The sequence below is a fragment of the Sphingomonas arvum genome, from assembly GCF_026013565.1.
GTDB lineage: Bacteria > Pseudomonadota > Alphaproteobacteria > Sphingomonadales > Sphingomonadaceae > Sphingomicrobium > Sphingomicrobium arvum.
Window position 1 is genome coordinate 532,320 of record NZ_JAPDOB010000002.1, and the last position, 17,424, is coordinate 549,743.

Below are 17,424 nucleotides of genomic sequence, written 5' to 3' on the forward strand. Positions count from 1 at the left end.
GAAAGCGGCCGCTCCCGACAGGGGAGCGGCCGCCACTGGCCTGACAGGAGGAGGAGTTATCAGGCAGTGAGCTCGTTCAGCTTCTCGACGTTCAGCGCGGTGCGGGTCGAGATCGGCTGGAAGGCCTCGCCGGCCAGCTTCACCATCGACTCGGCAAAACGGCTGCCGTCGGCAACCATGCGGTCGAACTGGGTGCGGGCGATCTCGCCCTGCAGCTGGAAGAACTCGGTCGGCGAACCGGCCTGGGCCAGGCTGCGCACCTGCTGCGCGGTCTGCTCCAGGGTCTCGCGGGTCCGGGTCATCGCTTCCTGGCCCAGCGTCTGCGCGCCGGCGGCGGCGATCTTGCCGGTCTCGACGAGAGCCTCGACGTTGGCGCGGGTCAGCTCGACCATCTCGCCGGCAACCTTCTGCGACTTCTCCGTCAGCTGCTGGCCGCGCTCGGAAGCATCGGCGAACAGGGTCTGGAACTTGTCGGCGCCGGGCACCGAAGCGAAAGCATTCATCCAGTTGGCAGGATCGTAGTTCATGAACGGTTCCTTGGTTTGAACCGCCTCGGCGGTCGTGTTGATGTCGATCGGAGCGGCGGTATTCACCGCCTTGCGCGCCCGCGGCTTGCGCTCGGTCTTGACCCGGCGCGCATTGACCTTGCGAACTTCGGCCAGGACCTCAGGCTGGGCAACCACCTCATGGTGCGCTTCGGCCTCGCCGGCGCTGATTGCGATGTCGTTCTGCTCGTCCATGGCATTTCCTTTGTTGCGCTGCACAATATAGTGCGCTGCACAACAAATCAAGTCCTCTTCGCAGGTGCAGCATTGACGGCAGTCGTGGGCTCGCGTCATAGGTCCGCATGGACCAGCCCCTCCGGACGCGCCGCGGCCTGCTGATCGTGCTCTCCTCACCATCGGGAGCCGGCAAGTCGACCATCTCCCGATTGCTGCTGCAGGCCGACCCCGAAGTGACCATGTCGATTTCGGCCACCACGCGTCCGAAGCGTCCTGGCGAGGTCGACGACGTGGATTACCACTTCGTGTCGGAAGCCAAATTCGACGCAATGATCGATGACGGTGACTTCGTGGAATGGGCGCCCGTCTTCGACCATCGCTATGGCACGCCCAAGGCTCCGGTGAAGGCCGCGCTTAAATCCGGCCGCGACATCCTGTTCGACATTGACTGGCAGGGCACGCAGCAGCTGCACGCCGCTATGGGCGAGGATTTGGTCCGAATCTTCATCCTGCCCCCATCGATGGACGAACTGGAACGCCGTCTGCGTGCCCGCGCGACGGACAGCGAGGAGGTGGTCGCCTATCGAATGGCCCGCGCCGCCAACGAGATCAGCCACTGGGCGGAATATGATTACGTCCTTATCAATCGGGACATGGACGCGTGCCTGGTGCAGGTGCGGGCGATCGTCGCTGCCGAGCGCATGAAGCGCCAGCGCCAGATCGGGCTGGTTCCCTTCGTCCGCGACCTCGTCACCGGCCGCTAGTCGAGCAGGGACAGGAACCGCGCCGCCGCCAGGAAGTCTTGCCGCCGGTTTTCGAGCGCCTGCTCAGCCTCCGCGTCGCTGCCCCATTTCTCCAGCTGCCAAGCCTCGTCGACCGACGCCGCCGACCAGGCCTCCTCCGGAGGGACCTCACCTTCGAGCACCGCCAGCGCTGCGACCAGAGAGCCGCTGATCGTCACCAGCGGCGACAAGGCAGCGAGGCGGAATGGGTCAAGCGCCGCCACCGCATGGGCGAGGCGCGCCACGGTGTTGGGCGCTTGCGGCACGAAGCTTACCCCGCTCGTTACCACGAAGTCGACGTCGAACCGCCGCCGCGCCCATTGCAGCAGCGGGTCCCACGCGGCGGCCTGCCGCTCCACCAGTGCCGCCGGCGAGTCCGCGCGGTAGGTGAGCAGGTCGCTTTCGCCGTACCGCGCCAGGCTCGCCGCGAACGCGTCCTTGTCGGCGGCGACCCGATCCAGCGCGGCGTTACCCAGTCCGGTCAATGGCATGGCCCGAGGATCGACCTGCTCGGGGCTGGTCCGCCACTCCTCGGCGATCTGCTCTGCCAGCCGTTCGGTTGGGACCAGCAACAGCGCGCGGGCAGGGGTCCGTAGCGGCCGGCCGTCCAGCTCCACCCGCCAGCCACCGCCGTCCCCGACCGGCGCGGCGTCTTTCCAGAAACGTTTCATCGGCGACGACTTAGGAACGGGTCAGCCGGCGTACCAGCCGCGGCGCGAACAAGGCTTCGCTCAGACCCAGGGTCGCCAGCGGGATGCCGGCGAACGGCGCTCCGCGCGGCTGCACCAGGTCCGAAAAGGTGATCGCCACACCCGCGATGAACAGCAGCGCGCCGCTGATTCGCAAAACCGCGAAGATCAGGAAGCTGCGCTTCTCCGCTGCTTCGTCAGCCATGCTCCACCTCGCCGAACAACCGCCGGACCTCGCCATGAACGTCGGCCGGCCGGGCGACCAGCACGTCGGCTCCGGCTACCTTGAGCTCCGCCGCATCATGGTAGCCCCACAAGGCACCCATCGCCTTTGCACCCGCTGCCTTGGCCATGCCCATGTCCCAGCCGGTGTCGCCGATCACCACCGTGTCCGCCGGCTCCGCTCCCGCCGCCAGCATCGCTTCCATGGCCATGGAGGGGTGCGGCTTGGACGGATGGCGGTCTGCGGTCTGCAGAGACACGAACCGTCCGCCAAGGCCGTTGACCTGAAGGCAATGGTGCAGTCCGCGGTCCGACTTGCCCGTGGCGACCGCCAGCAGCCAGCCGTCCGCCTCCAGTGCATCGAGCAGGGGCACGATGCCTTCGAACAACGGCTCCTCGACCGAGCCGCGAGCCCGGAGGGCCGCGAACACCCGGCGGTACGTCGCGCTGAGTACGCGGTGCTCGGCGCCATCCCCGTCCGGCGCCAGAGAAGCGAACGCCTCGTCCAGGCTGAGGCCGATCACCCGCCGCGCGACGTCTCGGGGCGGTATGGGACGCCCGTGCTCGGCAAACGTCTCGCCCAGCGCCAGGTGAATGCTGTGCCCGCTGTCGACCAGCGTCCCGTCGCAATCGAAGATGACCAGCCGGCTCACTTGCGCGGCGCGCTTCCGCGGGACCGCCGTTCGCCGCGCCGCTCCTTGCGCCGGTCTTTTGCCGCGGCGTTGGCGGCCTTCTTGCGGGCCTCGCGTGTCGGCTCCGGCTTGTGGTCCAGCGGCATCATGTCGCCGGCCATCGGATCAAAGCCGAGTGTCGCCAGGCTTTCGGCGAAGTGCCCCGGCAGCTCGGCGCTGACATCGATCACGCCACCCGGCGCATCGATCCGCAGCCGCCGTGCGTGCAGGTGCAGCTTGCGGCTGATCCCGCCGGTCAGGAAGGCGTCCGCCCCGCCGTACTTCGCGTCGCCGACGATCGGGTGCCCGATGTGCGCCATGTGCGCACGCAACTGGTGCGTGCGGCCCGTCAGCGGCTGCAGCTCCATCCACGCCGCGCGGTTGCCGGCCCGGTCGACGACACGCCAACGGGTGCGGGCCGCTTGGCCGTCCTCGGCGACATGCATCTTCTCGCCGCCGGTGCCCGGCTGCTTCGCTAGGGGCGCATCGATCAGCCCTTCGTCAGCAGAGGGCACGCCGATCACCAGCGCCCAATAGACCTTGCGCGCGGTCCGTCCCGAGAAGCTTTTGGAAAAGAACGCCGCTGCCCGCGCCGAGCGCGCCACCAGCAGGACGCCGCTCGTGTCCTTGTCCAGCCGGTGGACCAGCTTGGGCCGGCTCTCGGGATCATCGGTCAGCCCATCGAGCAGACGGTCGAGATGCTGGTTGGTCTTGGTCCCGCCCTGGGTGGCCAACCCTGGCGGCTTGTTGAGCACGAAGGCATCGGCGGTCCGCTCGATCACCATCTCGCGGACGAATTCCCGCTCGTCCTCCGTCAACGGGTCGCGGCGGGGCTGCGGCCGCGCCGAGCGGGCCGGCGCAGCCTCGGCGGGCGGCACGCGGATCACCTGGCCGGTTTCGATGCGGTCGCCCGGGGTCGCCTTCTCGCCGTTCAGCCGCAACTGCCCCGTCCGCGCCCAGCGCGACACGATGTTGAAGCTGACGTCCGGCATGTGCCGCTTGAACCAGCGGTCCAGGCGGATGCCGTCGTCATCCTCGGCGACGGTGAACTGGCGTGTTTCGCTGGTCATCGACGCGCCCTAGCGCTCCGGCAGCGCCTTCGCAAAGCGCATGGACGTGCGCTCGTAGCCGAGGTGGCGGTAAAAGGCGTGCGCCTCGCGCAGCCGGTCGTTGCTGGTCACCTCCACGATCCCGCAGCCGAGCTGCGCCAGCCGCCGCTCCGCCTCGGCCACCAGCTGCCGGCCCAGTCCGCGCCCGCGCGCCCCTTCTGTCAGCACCAGCACGGTGATGCGTCCGATTGTCGGATCGCGGTGTGGCATCGGGGTCGCATGGTAACCGCAGGCTCCGATCACCTGCTCGCCGTCCGCCATGACCAGCACCGGCTCGCCGGCCTTGGCGAGCAGCTCCAGGTTGGCCCTCACCCGCTCAGTCGCAATCTCGTGACCCAGCAAGGCGAACAGTTCGGCGAGTTGCTGCGAATCGCGTCCCTTGGCTTCGCGCAGCACCGGCTTGGGCGGGCGCGGGGGCGGTGATGGGGGAGGGGGCGGAGGATCTGCGACCAACTCCGGCGCTGCCCTGGCCTTCCGGCGCTTGGCCGCAACGGTCCCTCCCGCCTCCCGCAGGCTGGTCGCCCAATCATGCTTTTCCAATCCGCGCAGTTGACTCTCGACCTCCTCGGCGCTCGCCTGGAGGGCACCAGAAGCATCAAGGCCGAACACCGGCTCGCCCGTCCCGTCGACCAGTGCGAACAAGCCGTAACCCGGTTTGCCCGGCGTGCGCACCCGCGACCGTTTGAGCTTCAGCCCACGGTTAGCCGCCAGCTCCGCCAGCTGGTCCGCGTCCAGAGTCACAGCGTGTCGATCACGTGCAGTACCAATCCGACCAGCCCACCAACCAGCGTGCCGTTGATCCGGATATATTGCAGATCGCGCCCGACCGCCGATTCCAGCCGGGCGGTGATGGTCCGCGCGTCCCAGCCGCGCACCGTATCGCTGACCAGCCGGACGATCGAACTACCATAGCTCGCCGCCATCCCGGCCGCCGCTCGCCGGGCGAACTGGTTCACGGCGCCGCGAATGCGCTCGTCCCGCTCCAGCGTCCCGCCCATCGAGCGCAGTACCTCGCCCAAGCGCCCGGCCAGCACCGCGTCCGGGTTGCGCGCGGCGGCGATGATCGCGGCCCGGCCCTTCTGCCACAAGGTGTCCAGCCAGGTCGCCACCGACGTGTTGGCGAGCAGGTCGCTCTTCCACCCCTCCACCCGCGCTCGCGTATCCGGGTCCTCCTGCAGGTCGCGGGCAAGATCAATCAGCGCCCCCTGGATCTTCTGCCGCACCGGATGGTCCGGGTCCGTGCTCATCTCCACCGTCAGCTTGCGCAGGCCTTCCATGATCGAGTCGGCCAGTTTTTCGTCCAGCCCGGCCAGCCGCAGCATCCAGCTCGCCCGCTTGCGCACCAGCTCACGCACTAGGCTCTCGTTCGCGTCCAGCGTCCGGGCCAGCGCCCGGATCGCCGCCTCTAGCAGCGGTAGGTGCCGATCCTCGGCAATCGCTGATGCCAGCGCCCTGCCCATTACCGGCGCGACCTCGGCGGCGCGCAGCCGCGAGGAGATGGCGGTTTTGACGATGCCGCCGAGCCGCTCATCGTCCAGGCTCTCGAACACGTCGGCGATCAGCCGCGACGCCCCCTGCCGGATGCGCAGTGCGCGCCCTTCACTCTCAACCGGCGCCTGCAGGAACCGCCCCGCAGCACCGGCCAGGTCCAGACCGCGCATCCGCCGGGCGATCACCCGTGCGGTCAGGAAATTGTCCTTCAGGAACTGGGCTAGCGTATCGCCGATCCGGTCCTTGTTGCGCGGGATGATGGCCGTGTGCGGGATGGGCAGGCCGAGCGGGTGGCGGAACAGCGCCGTCACGGCGAACCAGTCGGCCAACCCGCCGACCATTGCCGCTTCGGCGAACGCCTTGACGAAGCCCAGCCACGGCCGCCCCGGCTCGAGCGCCCGGCTGACGAAGAACAGCCCGGCCATGACCACCAGCAGGCCGGTGGCAACCACCTTCATGCCCGTGGCGCCCGGTTGGACGGGGTTGAAGCGCGCCAAGGGTCGTCGGGCAGGCGGGTCGGCTCGGCTCATTCCTGCTCAATAGCCGAGCCGAGCGCCTGGTTCACTCCGCCGGTTGCGGCTGGCTCCCGCCGAAGCCCGGCGCGCGCTGTTCCGGCACTTCCTCGTGCACGGCATGAGCGGTAGCCCGCAGGCCCTTGCCGAACTTGGCGCCGATCCATTGCTCGATGTCGATTGCCAGGCTGAAGTAGGCCGGGACGAGCAGCAGGGTCAGGCCGGTGGACATGATCAGGCCGCCGATCACGGTGACGCCCATCGGCGCCCGCCAGCTGCCGTCGCCGGACAGGCTCAGCGCGATCGGGATCATGCCCGCGACCATCGCCACCGTGGTCATCACGATCGGCTGCGCGCGCTTGTGGCCCGCCTCCACGATCGCTTCGTCCTTGTGCATGCCGTGGTTCATCATCTCCACCGCGAAATCGACCAGCAGGATCGAGTTCTTGGCGACGATGCCCAGCAGCATCAGCAGCCCGATGAACACCGGCAGGCTGAGCGGTTGCCCGGCGATGTGGAGCGCGATGACCGCACCCAGCGGCGCGAGCAGCAGCGAACCTAGGTTCACGAATGGCACCAGGAACCGGCGGTAGAGCAGCACCAGGACCGCGAACACCAGCGCGATCCCGGCCAGCACCGCGAGAATGAAGTTCATGATCAGCTCGGCTTGCCATTTCTGCGAACCAAGGCTGAGCCGCTGAACGCCTTCCGGCAGGTTCTTGAGCGTCGGCAGCTGGTCGATCTTCTTCCACGCGTCGCCCGACACCAGCCCCGGCGCGAGGTCGGCGCCAACCACGATCCGCTGGACCTGATTGGTCCGGTTGATGATGACCGGCCCCGAGCTGAAGCTGATCTCCGCCACCGACTTCAGCGGCACCGATCCGCCGCTTGCGGTTGGTACGGGCAGGTTCTCCAGCGTCGAGATGTCCTTGCGCTCGGACTGCGCCAGGCTGACGATAATCGGAACCTGACGGTCCGACAGCGAGAAGCGCGCGCTGTTCTGGTCGATGTCGCCGATGGTGGCGATGCGGATGGTCTGCGCCAGGGCCGAGGTGCTGACGCCCAGGTCCGCCGCCAGGTCGAAGCGCGGCTTGATGATCAGCTCGGGCCGGACGTTGTCGCCCTGGACACGCGGCGCGACGACCTCCGGCAAGGTGGCCATCTCGGCCGCGATCTGGTTGGCAACCCGAGTGAGTTGCTGCGGATCGTCACCCCCAAGGTAGAGGCTGAGCGCGCGGCCGCCGCTACCAGGACCGCCGTCGTTGCTGTTGAAGTTGACGCGTGCGTCCGGGATCTGAGCCAGTTGCGGGTTGATCTCGCGCTCAATCTCGAAGCTCTTCTTGGTCCGGTCCTTCTTGTAGAGCACGTTGACGAACGCCGAGCCGGTGAAGCTGCGCATGAACACGTCCTGCACGTTCGGATTGCGCTTGATCACGGTCGCGGCCTGCTCAGCCACCCGCATCGTCTGGTCCAGCGTGGTGCCGGGCGGCATCTGGATGCGAACGCTGCTGGATTCAGAATCCTGGTCAGGCTGAAAAGCCATCGACAGCGTGGCGATACCGACGCCGGTGCTGGCCAGGATCAAGAAGCCAACGCCCACCATCCAGATGCGATGGTCGCGGAACCTTGCCAGGCGGCGGCCGATCCAGCTGCGGCTGCGCGCCTGCGCCGGCGCCACCTTGCTGCTATCGATGGTCCAGCGCAGGGCGCCGAGGTAGCGCATCATGGACTTGCCGCCGGCATGCTCCTGCACGCCGTGGCTCTTGAGGAAATAAGCAGCGATCAGCGGGGTGATCATGCGCGCGACGAGCAGGCTCATCAGCACCGCCAGCACGACCGTGTAGCCGAAGTTGCGGAAGAACTGGCCGGAAATGCCCGGCATCAGGGCAACGGGCAGGAACACCGCCACGATCGACATGGTCGTCGCCAGCACTGCCAGCCCGATCTCATCGGCGGCGTCGATGGACGCCTGGTAGGCCGACTTGCCCATCCGCATGTGGCGAACGATGTTCTCGATCTCCACGATGGCGTCGTCGACAAGCACGCCAGCCACCAGGCTGAGCGCCAGCAGCGACAGGCCATTCAGGTTGATGGACATGAGGTCCATGAACCAGAAGGCCGGAATGGCCGACAGCGGGATCGCCAGCGCGCTGATCAGGGTCGCCCGAATGTCCCGCAGGAACAGGAACACGACGAGCACGGCCAGCACGGCGCCCTCGACCAGGCCATCAACCGCGCTGCTGTACTGCAGCTTGGTGCGGTCGACGCTGTTGTCGATTTCCACGAAGCGGACCCGCGGGTCCTCCTTCTCGATCTTGTGCAGTTCCTTCCAGGTGTTGTCGTAGGCCGTCACGTCGGACGCGCCCTTCGCCCGGGCGACGTTGAAGCTGACCACCGGACGGCCGCCGAACTGCGCCGACGAGCGCGCTTCCGCCGCCGCGTCCTGCACCTGGGCGATGTCGGCCAGGCGGATGAAACGTCCGCCGGGAAGGGCGATCTGCTTCTGCGCGAGTTCCTGCGCGGTCAGCGAGTTGCCCAGCACTCGCACGGTCTGCTCAGATCCGGCGATCTGGGCGCGACCACCAGCCGCGTTCAAGTTCAGCGTGCGCAGCTGAGCATTCACCTGCGCCGCCGTGATGCCCTGCGCCTGCAGGGACGCCGGGTCGAGCACGATGCGAATTTGCCGGTCGACGCCGCCCTCGCGGGTGACCTGCGCCACGCCGTCCTGGCTCAACAGCCGGCGGGAGACCTTGCCATCGATGTACCAGCTGAGGTCGGCCAGGCTCATGTCGGTGGTCTGGGCGGCGATGTAGACGAAGCTGTCGCCGTTCACCTGCACCCGGTTGATCTGCGGCTCCAGGATGCCCTCGGGCAGGTCGCCGCGGATCTGGGCGATGGCGTCGCGTACGTCGTTCACCGCCCGGTCGGTCGGGGTCCCGATCTTGAACTGCACAAAGGTGTTGCTGCTGCCTTCGCGCACGTCCGAATTGATCTCGTCGATGCCTTCCACGCCGCGCACCGCGGCCTCGACCTTCTGCGTGACCTGATTGACCAATTCGGACGGGGCTGCGCCCGGCTGCGAGATGGTGACGGTGGCAGCCGGGAAATCGATGTCCGGATTGTCCGTCACCTCCATGGTGGCAAACGCGTAGATGCCGGTCAGCAGCAACGCGATGAACAGCACGATCGGCGGCACCGGATTGCGGATGCACCAGGCGGAAATGTTGCGGAAACTCATGGCGCGACGCCGTCCTTGCGAAACTAGGGTTAGCGCGCTGCCTGGCGCTTGGGATTGACCTTCTGGCCGGGGTTCAGGAACGGCCCGGCGGACAGCACCACCGTCTCCGTACCGTCCAGGCCCTCCGCGATGCTCACGCCGGCTTCGCTAACGTTGCCGATCTTCACGGCGCGTCGCTCGGCCTGGTTCTTGGCGTTCACGACATAAACGTAGTTGCCGTCCTGGTCGGCCAGCACCGCACTCTGCGGCAGCAACGGCGCGGTTGCCGCGCCGGCCGTGATCCGCGCATCGGCGAAGCCGCCGGGCCGCACCTGCGGTCCGTAGGGCACCGCGATCCGCACCTCGCCCAGCCGGGTCGTGGGATCGATCACCGGCGACACCTGCCACACCTGGCCGGCGATCGGCCGGTCGGAGCCGAGCGGCGTCACGCTGGCCGCCATGCCGACCCTGACAGCCGCGAGGTCCTGCTGGCTGAGCTGCGCCCGCATCTCCATTTCGCCACCGCGAGCAATCCGGAACAGCCCCTGGCTGCCAGCACCGATGACCTGGCCGACCTCGACATTGCGCTGCAGTACTAGGCCGCTGGTCGGCGCCTTGACGTCGAGCAGGCCGATGCCTGCGCGGGTCGCACCAAGCTGCGCCTGGGCGACGCGGATCTGGGACTGCGCCTGGTCGCGCGCCGACCGCTTGCGGTCGAGTTCCGCCTTGGAGATGAACCCGCGACCGACCAGCGCGGCTGCACGGTCATACTCCGCTTGGGCGAGACCCGCCGACGCCCGTGCCGACTCAACGGCCGCCGCCAGCTGAGCCGCCGTCTGGGTCTGCACGGACCGATCCACGGTCGCCAGTGTCTGGCCGGCATTGACCCAGCTGCCCGCGTCCACCAGCACCGCGGTGACCCGGCCACCGGTGCCGGCCGCCCCGACCGGCTGGTCGCGCCGCGCTGCCAGCGCGCCGCTGGCCGAGATCACCCGGGCGACCTGCGTCCGGCCGGGCACGACCACGCTGACCGACGGAACCTGCCCGTCGCGTCCGGCACTGGCCTGCGCCGGAGCCGCCGCGTCCTCCTTGCTAGGCCCAAACAGGAACCAGCCGAGCACCAGCAGCGCCACGGCTCCGACGGCCGCCAGGATCAGGTTGCGGTTGCGCCGCGAACGATCCACCACCACCAGCGTATCCGAGCGGTCGAGCCGGGTCTCCCGATTCATGTCCAATTCTCTTTCTTTCTGTGCCGAGACCGAGACGGCAGCTGTATTACTGAAATACATCACCCGGCGCAACTGGGCCGCATCGCTCTTGCGTCGGCAAGGATTCTTCGACCAACGACGGCACTGCTGCCGCCAACGCAGGTTTGCGTTATAACGAAAGATGTGAACCGCGTCTGTGCGGCCAACAGGGAGCTAGGAATGATCGAAACCTATGGCGTCATCGGCTGGATCGTGATCGGACTGCTGGCGGGCGGCATCGCCAAGCTGCTGATGCCCGGACGTGATCCCGGCGGGTGCATCGTCACGATCCTGCTCGGCATCGCCGGCGCGCTGCTGGCCGGCTTCATCGGCAAGGCCGTCGGCTGGTATGACGAGGGCGAAGCCGCGGGCTTCCTGGCCGCGATCGTCGGCGCGTTCATCATCCTGTTCCTGTACCGCACCATCGCCGGCCGACGCCGCCTGTAAGCGAGCCGTTCAGCTTCCTGCCACCCGCGCCGGGAGAAATCCGGACGGATCATTGGTAGGAGAAGGCTTATGCGTCCACTGCTTCTTGCCCTTGCGCTGACGGGCGCGGCTATCCCGGCGGCCGCGTCCGCGCAGCCTGTGGCCGTTCAGCCGCTCGCTGGCACGCGGCTGGACATCGCCGCGACAGGCGACGTCAGCCGCGTGCCCGACGTGGCGGTAATCTCGACCGGAGTTGTCACTCGCGCCGCCTCGGCCAGCGAAGCGCTGGCCCAGAATGCGGCCCGGCTCGACCGGGTGCGGGCGGCGCTGAAGCGGGCAGGGGTAGCGGACCGCGATGTCCAGACCAGCTCGGTCAGCCTGAATCCCGACTATGTGTATGCCGACCGACAGCCGCCGCAGCTGACCGGCTATCAGGCCAGCAACCAGCTGACCCTGCGCTTCCGCGATATTCGGAACACGGGGCGGATCCTGGATGCATTGGTCAAGGAAGGCGCCAATCAGATCAGCGGGCCCAACCTGACTGTCGATCGGCCTGAGACTGCACTCGACGAGGCTCGGCAAAAGGCGCTCACCGTCGGCCGTGCTCGGGCCGAGCTCTACGCCCGCTCGCTTGGTCTGCGGGTGGTCCGGCTGCTTGCAGTCAGCGAAGGCGCCCGGTTCGACAACCCGGTGCCGGTCGTCGCCATGGCGCGGCGGGCCGAATCGGATGCGAGCACCGCCATTGTGCCGGGCGAACAGCAGCTCTCGGTCACGCTGCAGATGAGCTTCGAACTACAATAAACACGAAAAAGGGCCGCCCGTTGCGGGGCGGCCCTTCGTATCAGCCCGTAGTGGCGCGGCGCTTAGCGCACGCGACCGCGACGGAGCAGGTTGACGATCGCCAGCAGGATGATCGCACCCAGCAGCGAGACCAGCAGGCTCGGCAGCGAGAAGTCGCCCTGCGTGATGCTGCCACCGATGCCAAACAGCGGCGGGAAAATCAGGCCACCGAGGATGGCGCCGACGATGCCCACCACCACGTTCAGCAGGATGCCCTGCTGCGCGTCGGTGCGCATCACGATGCTGGCCAGCCAGCCCAGAATACCGCCGACGATGATGATCAGAATCCAGGTAAGCATGCGTTCCCTCCTGTTTCGTGGCCGCGTTCGATGACGCGAGCCTTCCGGGCGACAAGACGCATGCTGCACACGTCTTGTTCCGCTTCAGCAACAGCCGGGGCGGGGAACGGTTCCGTAACGATGCAGATGATCAGTAGCGCTGCTGGCGCTCGTAGACCTGCCGGTAATGCTGGATTCGGGTGACCCGCAGGCCCGGCATGCCGCTGCGATCAACGGCCCGCTGCCAGCTGGCGAACTCCTCCAGGCTGAGGCCGTAGCGTTGGCAAACCTCGTCCACCGTCAGTAGGCCCCCGGCGACTGCGGCGACCACCTCGGCCTTGCGCCGGACCACCCAGCGGGTGGTCGTGGCGGGCGGAAGCTTGTCCACCGTCAGGGGCTCGCCCAGCGGGCCGATGACCTGATGCGGACGGAACTTCTGGTTTTCTAGCATCGCTTCCTCAAGCCCGGTGGTTGTGTTCTGCGGCCGGTTTAACGGCCAGCCATTGAAGGAAAGCTGAAATCGGCTGGTAAACGACCTGCTTACTCCTTCGATTTTTGCGCGGCCGGCGCCAGGCTGGCGAATGCCCCTTGCGCCGGGCGCTCGTCCCGACCCGCCAGGAAGCGGACCAGCGCCTCGCGGTCCGGCCCACCGGGCGCCGCTCGCAGCAGCAGGGCCGCTTCCGACCCGGTCAGCTCGGCAGATGTCTTCCGGTCCACCAGCAAATCGCTCAACCCTTGCCCCTCCTGCTCGCCCCACCCGGCCTAGCCGAAAGGGGTGAACTTCGCGTAAAGAAGTATCGCTCATGTCCATCCAGTTCGATCTTTCCCGCCCCGCCTCGGAGGCGCGCATCGTCGTTGCCATGTCCGGCGGCGTGGACAGCTCGGTGGTGGCGGCGCTGGCTGCCCGCACGGGGGCGGAGGTGATCGGGGTCACCTTGCAGCTCTATGACCATGGCGAGGCGGTGAAGCGCTCGGGCAGCTGCTGCGCCGGCCAGGACATCTACGACGCCGCGCAGGTGTGCGAGCGGCTCGGCATCCCCCATTACGTGCTCGACTATGAAAGTCGCTTTCGCACCGGCGTGATCGACCGCTTCGCCGACGATTATGCGCGCGGCCGCACGCCCGTACCCTGCTCGCTCTGCAACCAGAGGGTGAAATTCACCGACCTCATCGATTTCGCCCACGAGCTTGGCGCCGATTGTCTCGCAACGGGACATTACGTCCGCCGGGTAGTGAATGGGGGCCGCGCCGAGCTGCACAAGGGCGCCGATCCGCGCCGTGACCAGAGCTACTTCCTTTATGGCACCACCGCCACGCAGCTAGACTTCCTCCGCTTTCCGCTCGGCCACCTGCCCAAGGACGAGGTCCGCCGCCTTGCCGCCGAAGCCGGTCTCACCGTCGCCGCCAAGCCGGACAGCCAGGACATCTGCTTCGTGCCGGACGGCGACTATGCCGGGCTCGTCAAGCGGCTGCGGCCCGAGACCGCCACTCCGGGCGACATCGTCGACCTCGACGGTCAGGTCCTCGGGCGGCACCCCGGCGTCATCCACTTCACTGTCGGGCAGCGCCGGGGGATCGAACTCGGCGGCCGGGCCGAGCCGCTCTACGTCGTCAGGATCGAGCCCGAGGCCCACCGGCTGGTGGTCGGTCCGCGCCACGCGTTGGCCGTCAGGGAAGCCACCATTGAGGACCGGAACTGGCTCGGCGAGGGCCAGCGGCAGGTCACCGTCAAGGTCCGCTCGCTGGCGCCCGCGGTGCCCGCCACTATCGAGGGCGACCGCATCCGGTTCGCCTCACCTGAATATGGCGTTGCACCCGGCCAGGCGGCGGTGGTCTACGACGGCGACCGGCTGCTTGGGGGCGGCTGGATCGCCGCGACAATGCCGGCCGAACTGGCCGCCGCGTAGGCTGTCAGCCCCCGGCGCGGCGCTGCGGTGGGCCGAGGAACTTAGCACGAAAGGTGCTGCCCTTGTCGATGTCGATCCACCAGCTCCCGATTGCTCCGCGGCGGGCAGTGGCCGTGCCGCCGATCTTCGGCTCCCGTTCGCGGCCCTCGATGAACAACTGCCAGCGATCACCATTCTCGAGGGCGATGACGTAGCTGTCGACACCCAGCCCGCGCACCGCGCTGATGGTCCCGACCCGGGCCTGCGGCCCCAGGGACCGGGCATCCAGCGCACCGGTCTGCGCCGCCTGCTGCAAGGGCACCATCGCTCGGTCGAAGCAGGCCAGCCGCTCGGCCGCGTCCGTCACCTTGGTGCAGGCGAGCGCCGCCTGCAGCCGGGTGTCCAGCTCCCTGGCGCCAGCCGGCGCGGCCAGCATCGCCGCCACCGCCACTCCTACCTTCCATTGCATCGTCGACCTCCCCCGTTCGTTCCTGTTCAAGCATTGCACTGCCGATGAAAGGGGAAAAGGGCTTATGAGCGCGGCCGTGTCGACCGGCTCCCACGCGCGCGCTCCCCAGAGCGCGGGCGTCCTGTTGTTCAGGAGCGGCCCGCCCATCGCCGTCTTGCTGGTCAAGCCCGGCGGCCCCTTCTGGCGCGGCAAGGACGCGGGCGCCTGGATGATCCCCAAGGGCATGATCGAGCCTGGCGAGAGCCCGGTGGAGGCTGCCCTGCGCGAATTCGCGGAGGAGACCGGGCTTCAGCTGACCGCGGTGCCGTTCCCGCTGTGCGTGGTGCGGCAATCCGGAGGCAAGATCGTTGCTGCCTTCGCGGTGGAAGGCGAGTTCGACCCTGCGACGCTCACCAGCATCGATTTCGAACTCGAATGGCCGCCCCGCAGTGGCCAGCTCCAGCGGTTTCCGGAAGTCGCCGAAGCCCGCTGGTTCACGCTTCCCGAGGCCCGCGCCGCCATGCTCGCCAGCCAGCGGCCGCTGCTCGACGCCCTGGAAGCGCGGCTGGCCTAGAGCTGGAAGCTGCCCTCGATCACCGTCCAGCACCGGCCCGACAACAGCACCCGGTCGCCGGCCAGCTCGCACTCCAGCTCGCCGCTGCGCGGCCCCACCTGCGCGGCCGAGAAGCGGGTTCGCCCCAGCCGCTCGGCCCACAGCGGCACCAGCGCCGCATGGGCGGAGCCGGTGACCGGGTCCTCGTCGATCCCGTGATAGGCGGCGAACACTCGGCTGGCGACGTCCGCCGCCTCGCCGCAAGCCGTTACCATGACTAGCGAGTCGATCCGGCGCAGTGCCGTGAAATCCGGCCGGACGGCCCTCACCGCCGCTTCGTCCGCCAGGGGGACGATCACCGCCCCGTTGCCGCCGCTGCCCCGATGCACCTGACCCTCGACGCCGAGCGCCGCCAGCGCGTCCGGCGCCTCGGCCACCTCGATCCGCGAGGCCGGCAGGCTCAGCCGCAGCAGCTCGCCGTTCCGCTCGACGCTCAGGATGCCTGAGCGGGTACGGAAACGGACCGCCGCTCCGGTCAGCAGGATGTGCCCGGCCGCCAGCGTCGCATGGCCGCACATGTCGACCTCGGTCGTCGGCGTGAACCAGCGCAGGTGATAGTCGGCCTCGCCGCCCTCCAGAGGAACGGTGAACGCCGTCTCGCTGAGGTTGTTCTCCGCTGCGATGGCCTGCAGCTGCGCGTCGGGCAGCCAGCGCTCCAGTGGCATCACGGCCGCCGGATTGCCGGTCAGCGGGGCAGGCGCGAAGGCGTCCACCTGGAAGAAGGGCAGGTTCATCGGCGCTCCGTCAATTCGTGGGGCAGCATGCCCTCCCGGTCGATATGACCCTCGGGATCAAGGTGGATCAGCAGCTCGGTGCCTGGAAAGCGGGCCTGCAGCTTTTCTTCGATCGGGTCCAGCCGATCATGCGCCTCGCGTACCGTCCAATCCTCGGGCACCCAGACGTGGAACTGCACGAAGTCGTGGGCGCCGGATGTGCGGGTGCGGACATCATGGATTCCGTTCAGCTCGGGATAGTCCGCACAGGCAGCCAGGAAGGCGGTACGCTTCTCTTCGGGCCACTCGGCGTCCATCAGCTGGTCGACGCTGTCTCCGGCCGCGCGCCACGCACCCCACAACAGCCAGGCCGCGATCGCCAGCCCGAATACCGCGTCCGCGCCGCGGATGCTGAGCCATTGGTCGAGCACGAGCGCGACGATCACCGCACCGTTCAGGAACAGGTCCGACCTGTAATGGAGATTGTCGGTCCGGATCGCGACCGACCCGGTGCGCGCGATCACCCGCCGCTGGTAGGTCAGCAACAACAGCGTGGCGGCGATGGCGGCAACCGACACGCCGACGCCCAGCTCGGCATTGGCGGTCTCCGCGCCGTTCAGCAACCGGTCGGCCGCGCGCCAGCCGATCCCGACCGCACTGATCGAGATCAGCACCACCTGCGCCAGCGCGACCAGCGCTTCCGCCTTGCCGTGACCGAAGCGGTGATCCTGGTCGGCCGGAATGGCAGCAATGCGCACGCCCGCCAAGGTCACCAGGCTGGCGATCAGGTCCAGGGCGGTGTCGGCCAGGCTGCCGAGCATGGCGGTGGAGTCGGTGGTGATCGCCGCCCATACCTTGGCGCCGAGCAGCAGCGTCGCCATCCCGACGCTGGCCAGCGCGGCCAACGTCGACAGGCGCGCGCGCTCTGGGCCTGTGACCCTCACGGGTAGAGAAGCCCTTCGCTCCAGCCACCGTGCGGCTGGCGGGTGAACAGCCGTCGGTGGTGCAGCCGGAACTCTCGGTCCTCCCAGAACTCGATCCGCTCGGGCACCAGCCGGAACCCGGACCAGTGCGGCGGCCGCGGCACATCGTCGTCGCCGAACCGCGCAGTGGCTTCCTCGATCCGCCCAAGGAACGTCTCGCGCGCATCCAGCGGGCGCGACTGGTCGCTGGCCCAGGCGCCGATCCGGCTGTCGCGCGAGCGGCTAGCGAAATACGCGTCGGCATCCGCCGTGCTGACCGACTGCAGCACGCCCTCGGCCCGGACCTGCTTGCGCAAGCTCTTCCAGTGGATGCACAGCGCCGCGGCCTGATTGGCCGCGATTTCCTGGCCCTTGCGGCTTTGGAGGTTGGTGAAGAAGCCGAAGCCTTCAGGCCCATGCAGCCGCATCAGCACGATGCGCACCGATGGCCGCCCATCCGGGGTCGACGTCGCCAGCGCCATCGCATCCGGGTCGTTCGGCTCGCTCCGCTGCGCCTCGGCGAACCATTCCTCGAACAGGGCAAAGGGATCGTCGGTCATCCGCGGGCCTCTAGGCCGCGGTGCCCTTGGCAGGCA

21 protein-coding genes are annotated in these 17,424 nt (G+C 68.3%); 5 read left to right on the top strand and 16 right to left on the bottom strand.

What is annotated here, in order from left to right; genetic code table 11:
* Positions 1–59: 59 nt before the first annotated feature.
* Positions 60–740, bottom strand: coding sequence for a phasin family protein (locus tag OMW55_RS10090; RefSeq protein WP_264882853.1), 681 nt, complete (start codon positions 738–740; stop codon positions 60–62).
* A gap of 107 nt (positions 741–847) precedes the next feature.
* On the opposite strand from OMW55_RS10090, the gene gmk reads away from it, so the two are divergent.
* On the top strand, positions 848–1,486 hold the full coding sequence (gene gmk / locus OMW55_RS10095; RefSeq protein ID WP_264882855.1) for a guanylate kinase: 639 nt from the start codon (positions 848–850) through the stop codon (positions 1,484–1,486).
* On the opposite strand, the gene OMW55_RS10100 is transcribed toward gmk, so the two are convergent.
* From OMW55_RS10100 to OMW55_RS10135, 8 genes are all read right to left on the bottom strand, one after another.
* Complete coding sequence (locus tag OMW55_RS10100; RefSeq protein ID WP_264882857.1) at positions 1,483–2,175, bottom strand: ATP12 family chaperone protein; 693 nt, start codon at positions 2,173–2,175, stop codon at positions 1,483–1,485. The two genes, gmk and OMW55_RS10100, sit on opposite strands and share 4 nt — an antisense overlap.
* Before the next feature lie 10 nt (positions 2,176–2,185).
* Complete coding sequence (locus OMW55_RS10105) at positions 2,186–2,398, bottom strand: hypothetical protein (protein WP_264882859.1); 213 nt, start codon at positions 2,396–2,398, stop codon at positions 2,186–2,188.
* Entirely contained in the window at positions 2,391–3,068 is a 678-nt protein-coding gene (locus OMW55_RS10110; protein ID WP_264882861.1) for an HAD hydrolase-like protein, read from the bottom strand. Before OMW55_RS10110 ends, OMW55_RS10105 begins: the two co-directional genes overlap by 8 nt.
* The gene (locus tag OMW55_RS10115; protein ID WP_264882862.1) at positions 3,065–4,156 is read right to left on the bottom strand and encodes an RluA family pseudouridine synthase; all 1,092 of its coding nucleotides are present in this window, start codon (positions 4,154–4,156) and stop codon (positions 3,065–3,067) included. The genes OMW55_RS10110 and OMW55_RS10115 overlap by 4 nt, the downstream gene beginning before the upstream one ends.
* 9 nt (positions 4,157–4,165) lie before the next feature.
* Positions 4,166–4,936, bottom strand: a complete 771-nt coding sequence (locus OMW55_RS10120) for a GNAT family N-acetyltransferase (RefSeq protein WP_264882864.1) — start codon at positions 4,934–4,936, stop codon at positions 4,166–4,168.
* On the bottom strand, positions 4,933–6,144 hold the full coding sequence (locus OMW55_RS10125) for a DUF445 domain-containing protein (protein WP_264882866.1): 1,212 nt from the start codon (positions 6,142–6,144) through the stop codon (positions 4,933–4,935). The genes OMW55_RS10120 and OMW55_RS10125 overlap by 4 nt, the downstream gene beginning before the upstream one ends.
* Positions 6,145–6,247: 103 nt before the next feature.
* A complete protein-coding gene (locus OMW55_RS10130; protein WP_264882867.1) occupies positions 6,248–9,436 on the bottom strand; it encodes an efflux RND transporter permease subunit in 3,189 nt (1,062 codons plus the stop codon).
* 29 nt (positions 9,437–9,465) lie between these two features.
* The gene (locus tag OMW55_RS10135; RefSeq protein WP_264882869.1) at positions 9,466–10,644 is read right to left on the bottom strand and encodes an efflux RND transporter periplasmic adaptor subunit; all 1,179 of its coding nucleotides are present in this window, start codon (positions 10,642–10,644) and stop codon (positions 9,466–9,468) included.
* A 198-nt stretch (positions 10,645–10,842) separates the two neighbouring features.
* Between OMW55_RS10135 and OMW55_RS10140 the strand changes: the two genes are divergently transcribed.
* A complete protein-coding gene (locus tag OMW55_RS10140; RefSeq protein WP_264882870.1) occupies positions 10,843–11,109 on the top strand; it encodes a GlsB/YeaQ/YmgE family stress response membrane protein in 267 nt (88 codons plus the stop codon).
* A 69-nt stretch (positions 11,110–11,178) separates the two neighbouring features.
* Positions 11,179–11,889: an SIMPL domain-containing protein gene (locus OMW55_RS10145; protein ID WP_264882871.1), complete on the top strand. Its 711-nt coding sequence runs from the start codon at positions 11,179–11,181 to the stop codon at positions 11,887–11,889.
* Between the two features lie 62 nt (positions 11,890–11,951).
* On the opposite strand, the gene OMW55_RS10150 is transcribed toward OMW55_RS10145, so the two are convergent.
* The 3 genes from OMW55_RS10150 to OMW55_RS10160 all read right to left on the bottom strand — a co-directional run bounded on the left by OMW55_RS10150 (position 11,952) and on the right by OMW55_RS10160 (position 12,938).
* On the bottom strand, positions 11,952–12,227 hold the full coding sequence (locus tag OMW55_RS10150) for a GlsB/YeaQ/YmgE family stress response membrane protein (protein WP_264882873.1): 276 nt from the start codon (positions 12,225–12,227) through the stop codon (positions 11,952–11,954).
* A gap of 130 nt (positions 12,228–12,357) precedes the next feature.
* Positions 12,358–12,657, bottom strand: a complete 300-nt coding sequence (gene sciP, locus OMW55_RS10155) for a CtrA inhibitor SciP (protein WP_264882875.1) — start codon at positions 12,655–12,657, stop codon at positions 12,358–12,360.
* 89 nt (positions 12,658–12,746) lie between these two features.
* Positions 12,747–12,938, bottom strand: a complete 192-nt coding sequence (locus OMW55_RS10160; RefSeq protein WP_264882876.1) for a hypothetical protein — start codon at positions 12,936–12,938, stop codon at positions 12,747–12,749.
* Positions 12,939–13,009: 71 nt separating this feature from the next.
* Between OMW55_RS10160 and mnmA the strand changes: the two genes are divergently transcribed.
* Positions 13,010–14,113, top strand: a complete 1,104-nt coding sequence (gene mnmA, locus OMW55_RS10165) for a tRNA 2-thiouridine(34) synthase MnmA (protein ID WP_264882878.1) — start codon at positions 13,010–13,012, stop codon at positions 14,111–14,113.
* A 4-nt stretch (positions 14,114–14,117) separates the two neighbouring features.
* On the opposite strand, the gene OMW55_RS10170 is transcribed toward mnmA, so the two are convergent.
* Complete coding sequence (locus tag OMW55_RS10170; RefSeq protein ID WP_264882880.1) at positions 14,118–14,561, bottom strand: hypothetical protein; 444 nt, start codon at positions 14,559–14,561, stop codon at positions 14,118–14,120.
* A 64-nt stretch (positions 14,562–14,625) separates the two neighbouring features.
* Between OMW55_RS10170 and OMW55_RS10175 the strand changes: the two genes are divergently transcribed.
* Positions 14,626–15,114, top strand: coding sequence for an NUDIX domain-containing protein (locus tag OMW55_RS10175; protein WP_264882882.1), 489 nt, complete (start codon positions 14,626–14,628; stop codon positions 15,112–15,114).
* Here OMW55_RS10175 and OMW55_RS10180 read toward each other — a convergent pair.
* Genes OMW55_RS10180 through pdxH form a run of 3 tightly spaced genes read right to left on the bottom strand, consistent with a single transcriptional unit; the run spans position 15,111 to position 17,388 of the window.
* On the bottom strand, positions 15,111–15,887 hold the full coding sequence (locus OMW55_RS10180; protein ID WP_264882884.1) for a PhzF family phenazine biosynthesis protein: 777 nt from the start codon (positions 15,885–15,887) through the stop codon (positions 15,111–15,113). The two genes, OMW55_RS10175 and OMW55_RS10180, sit on opposite strands and share 4 nt — an antisense overlap.
* On the bottom strand, positions 15,884–16,810 hold the full coding sequence (locus tag OMW55_RS10185; RefSeq protein WP_264882885.1) for a cation diffusion facilitator family transporter: 927 nt from the start codon (positions 16,808–16,810) through the stop codon (positions 15,884–15,886). Before OMW55_RS10185 ends, OMW55_RS10180 begins: the two co-directional genes overlap by 4 nt.
* Positions 16,807–17,388 (bottom strand): pyridoxamine 5'-phosphate oxidase, encoded by a 582-nt coding sequence (gene pdxH / locus OMW55_RS10190; protein WP_264882886.1) that lies wholly within the window; start codon positions 17,386–17,388, stop codon positions 16,807–16,809. Before pdxH ends, OMW55_RS10185 begins: the two co-directional genes overlap by 4 nt.
* Positions 17,389–17,424: the final 36 nt, after the last annotated feature.

Coding starts and splice junctions, on each gene's coding strand:
- OMW55_RS10090 (WP_264882853.1), bottom strand. CDS start 740: ATGGACGAGCAGAACGACATCGCAATCAGCGCCGGCGAGGCCGAAGCG.
- gmk (WP_264882855.1), top strand. CDS start 848: ATGGACCAGCCCCTCCGGACGCGCCGCGGCCTGCTGATCGTGCTCTCC.
- OMW55_RS10100 (WP_264882857.1), bottom strand. CDS start 2,175: ATGAAACGTTTCTGGAAAGACGCCGCGCCGGTCGGGGACGGCGGTGGC.
- OMW55_RS10105 (WP_264882859.1), bottom strand. CDS start 2,398: ATGGCTGACGAAGCAGCGGAGAAGCGCAGCTTCCTGATCTTCGCGGTT.
- OMW55_RS10115 (WP_264882862.1), bottom strand. CDS start 4,156: ATGACCAGCGAAACACGCCAGTTCACCGTCGCCGAGGATGACGACGGC.
- OMW55_RS10125 (WP_264882866.1), bottom strand. CDS start 6,144: ATGAAGGTGGTTGCCACCGGCCTGCTGGTGGTCATGGCCGGGCTGTTC.
- OMW55_RS10130 (WP_264882867.1), bottom strand. CDS start 9,436: ATGAGTTTCCGCAACATTTCCGCCTGGTGCATCCGCAATCCGGTGCCG.
- OMW55_RS10135 (WP_264882869.1), bottom strand. CDS start 10,644: ATGAATCGGGAGACCCGGCTCGACCGCTCGGATACGCTGGTGGTGGTG.
- OMW55_RS10140 (WP_264882870.1), top strand. CDS start 10,843: ATGATCGAAACCTATGGCGTCATCGGCTGGATCGTGATCGGACTGCTG.
- OMW55_RS10145 (WP_264882871.1), top strand. CDS start 11,179: ATGCGTCCACTGCTTCTTGCCCTTGCGCTGACGGGCGCGGCTATCCCG.
- OMW55_RS10150 (WP_264882873.1), bottom strand. CDS start 12,227: ATGCTTACCTGGATTCTGATCATCATCGTCGGCGGTATTCTGGGCTGG.
- sciP (WP_264882875.1), bottom strand. CDS start 12,657: ATGCTAGAAAACCAGAAGTTCCGTCCGCATCAGGTCATCGGCCCGCTG.
- mnmA (WP_264882878.1), top strand. CDS start 13,010: ATGTCCATCCAGTTCGATCTTTCCCGCCCCGCCTCGGAGGCGCGCATC.
- OMW55_RS10170 (WP_264882880.1), bottom strand. CDS start 14,561: ATGCAATGGAAGGTAGGAGTGGCGGTGGCGGCGATGCTGGCCGCGCCG.
- OMW55_RS10175 (WP_264882882.1), top strand. CDS start 14,626: ATGAGCGCGGCCGTGTCGACCGGCTCCCACGCGCGCGCTCCCCAGAGC.
- OMW55_RS10180 (WP_264882884.1), bottom strand. CDS start 15,887: ATGAACCTGCCCTTCTTCCAGGTGGACGCCTTCGCGCCTGCCCCGCTG.
- pdxH (WP_264882886.1), bottom strand. CDS start 17,388: ATGACCGACGATCCCTTTGCCCTGTTCGAGGAATGGTTCGCCGAGGCG.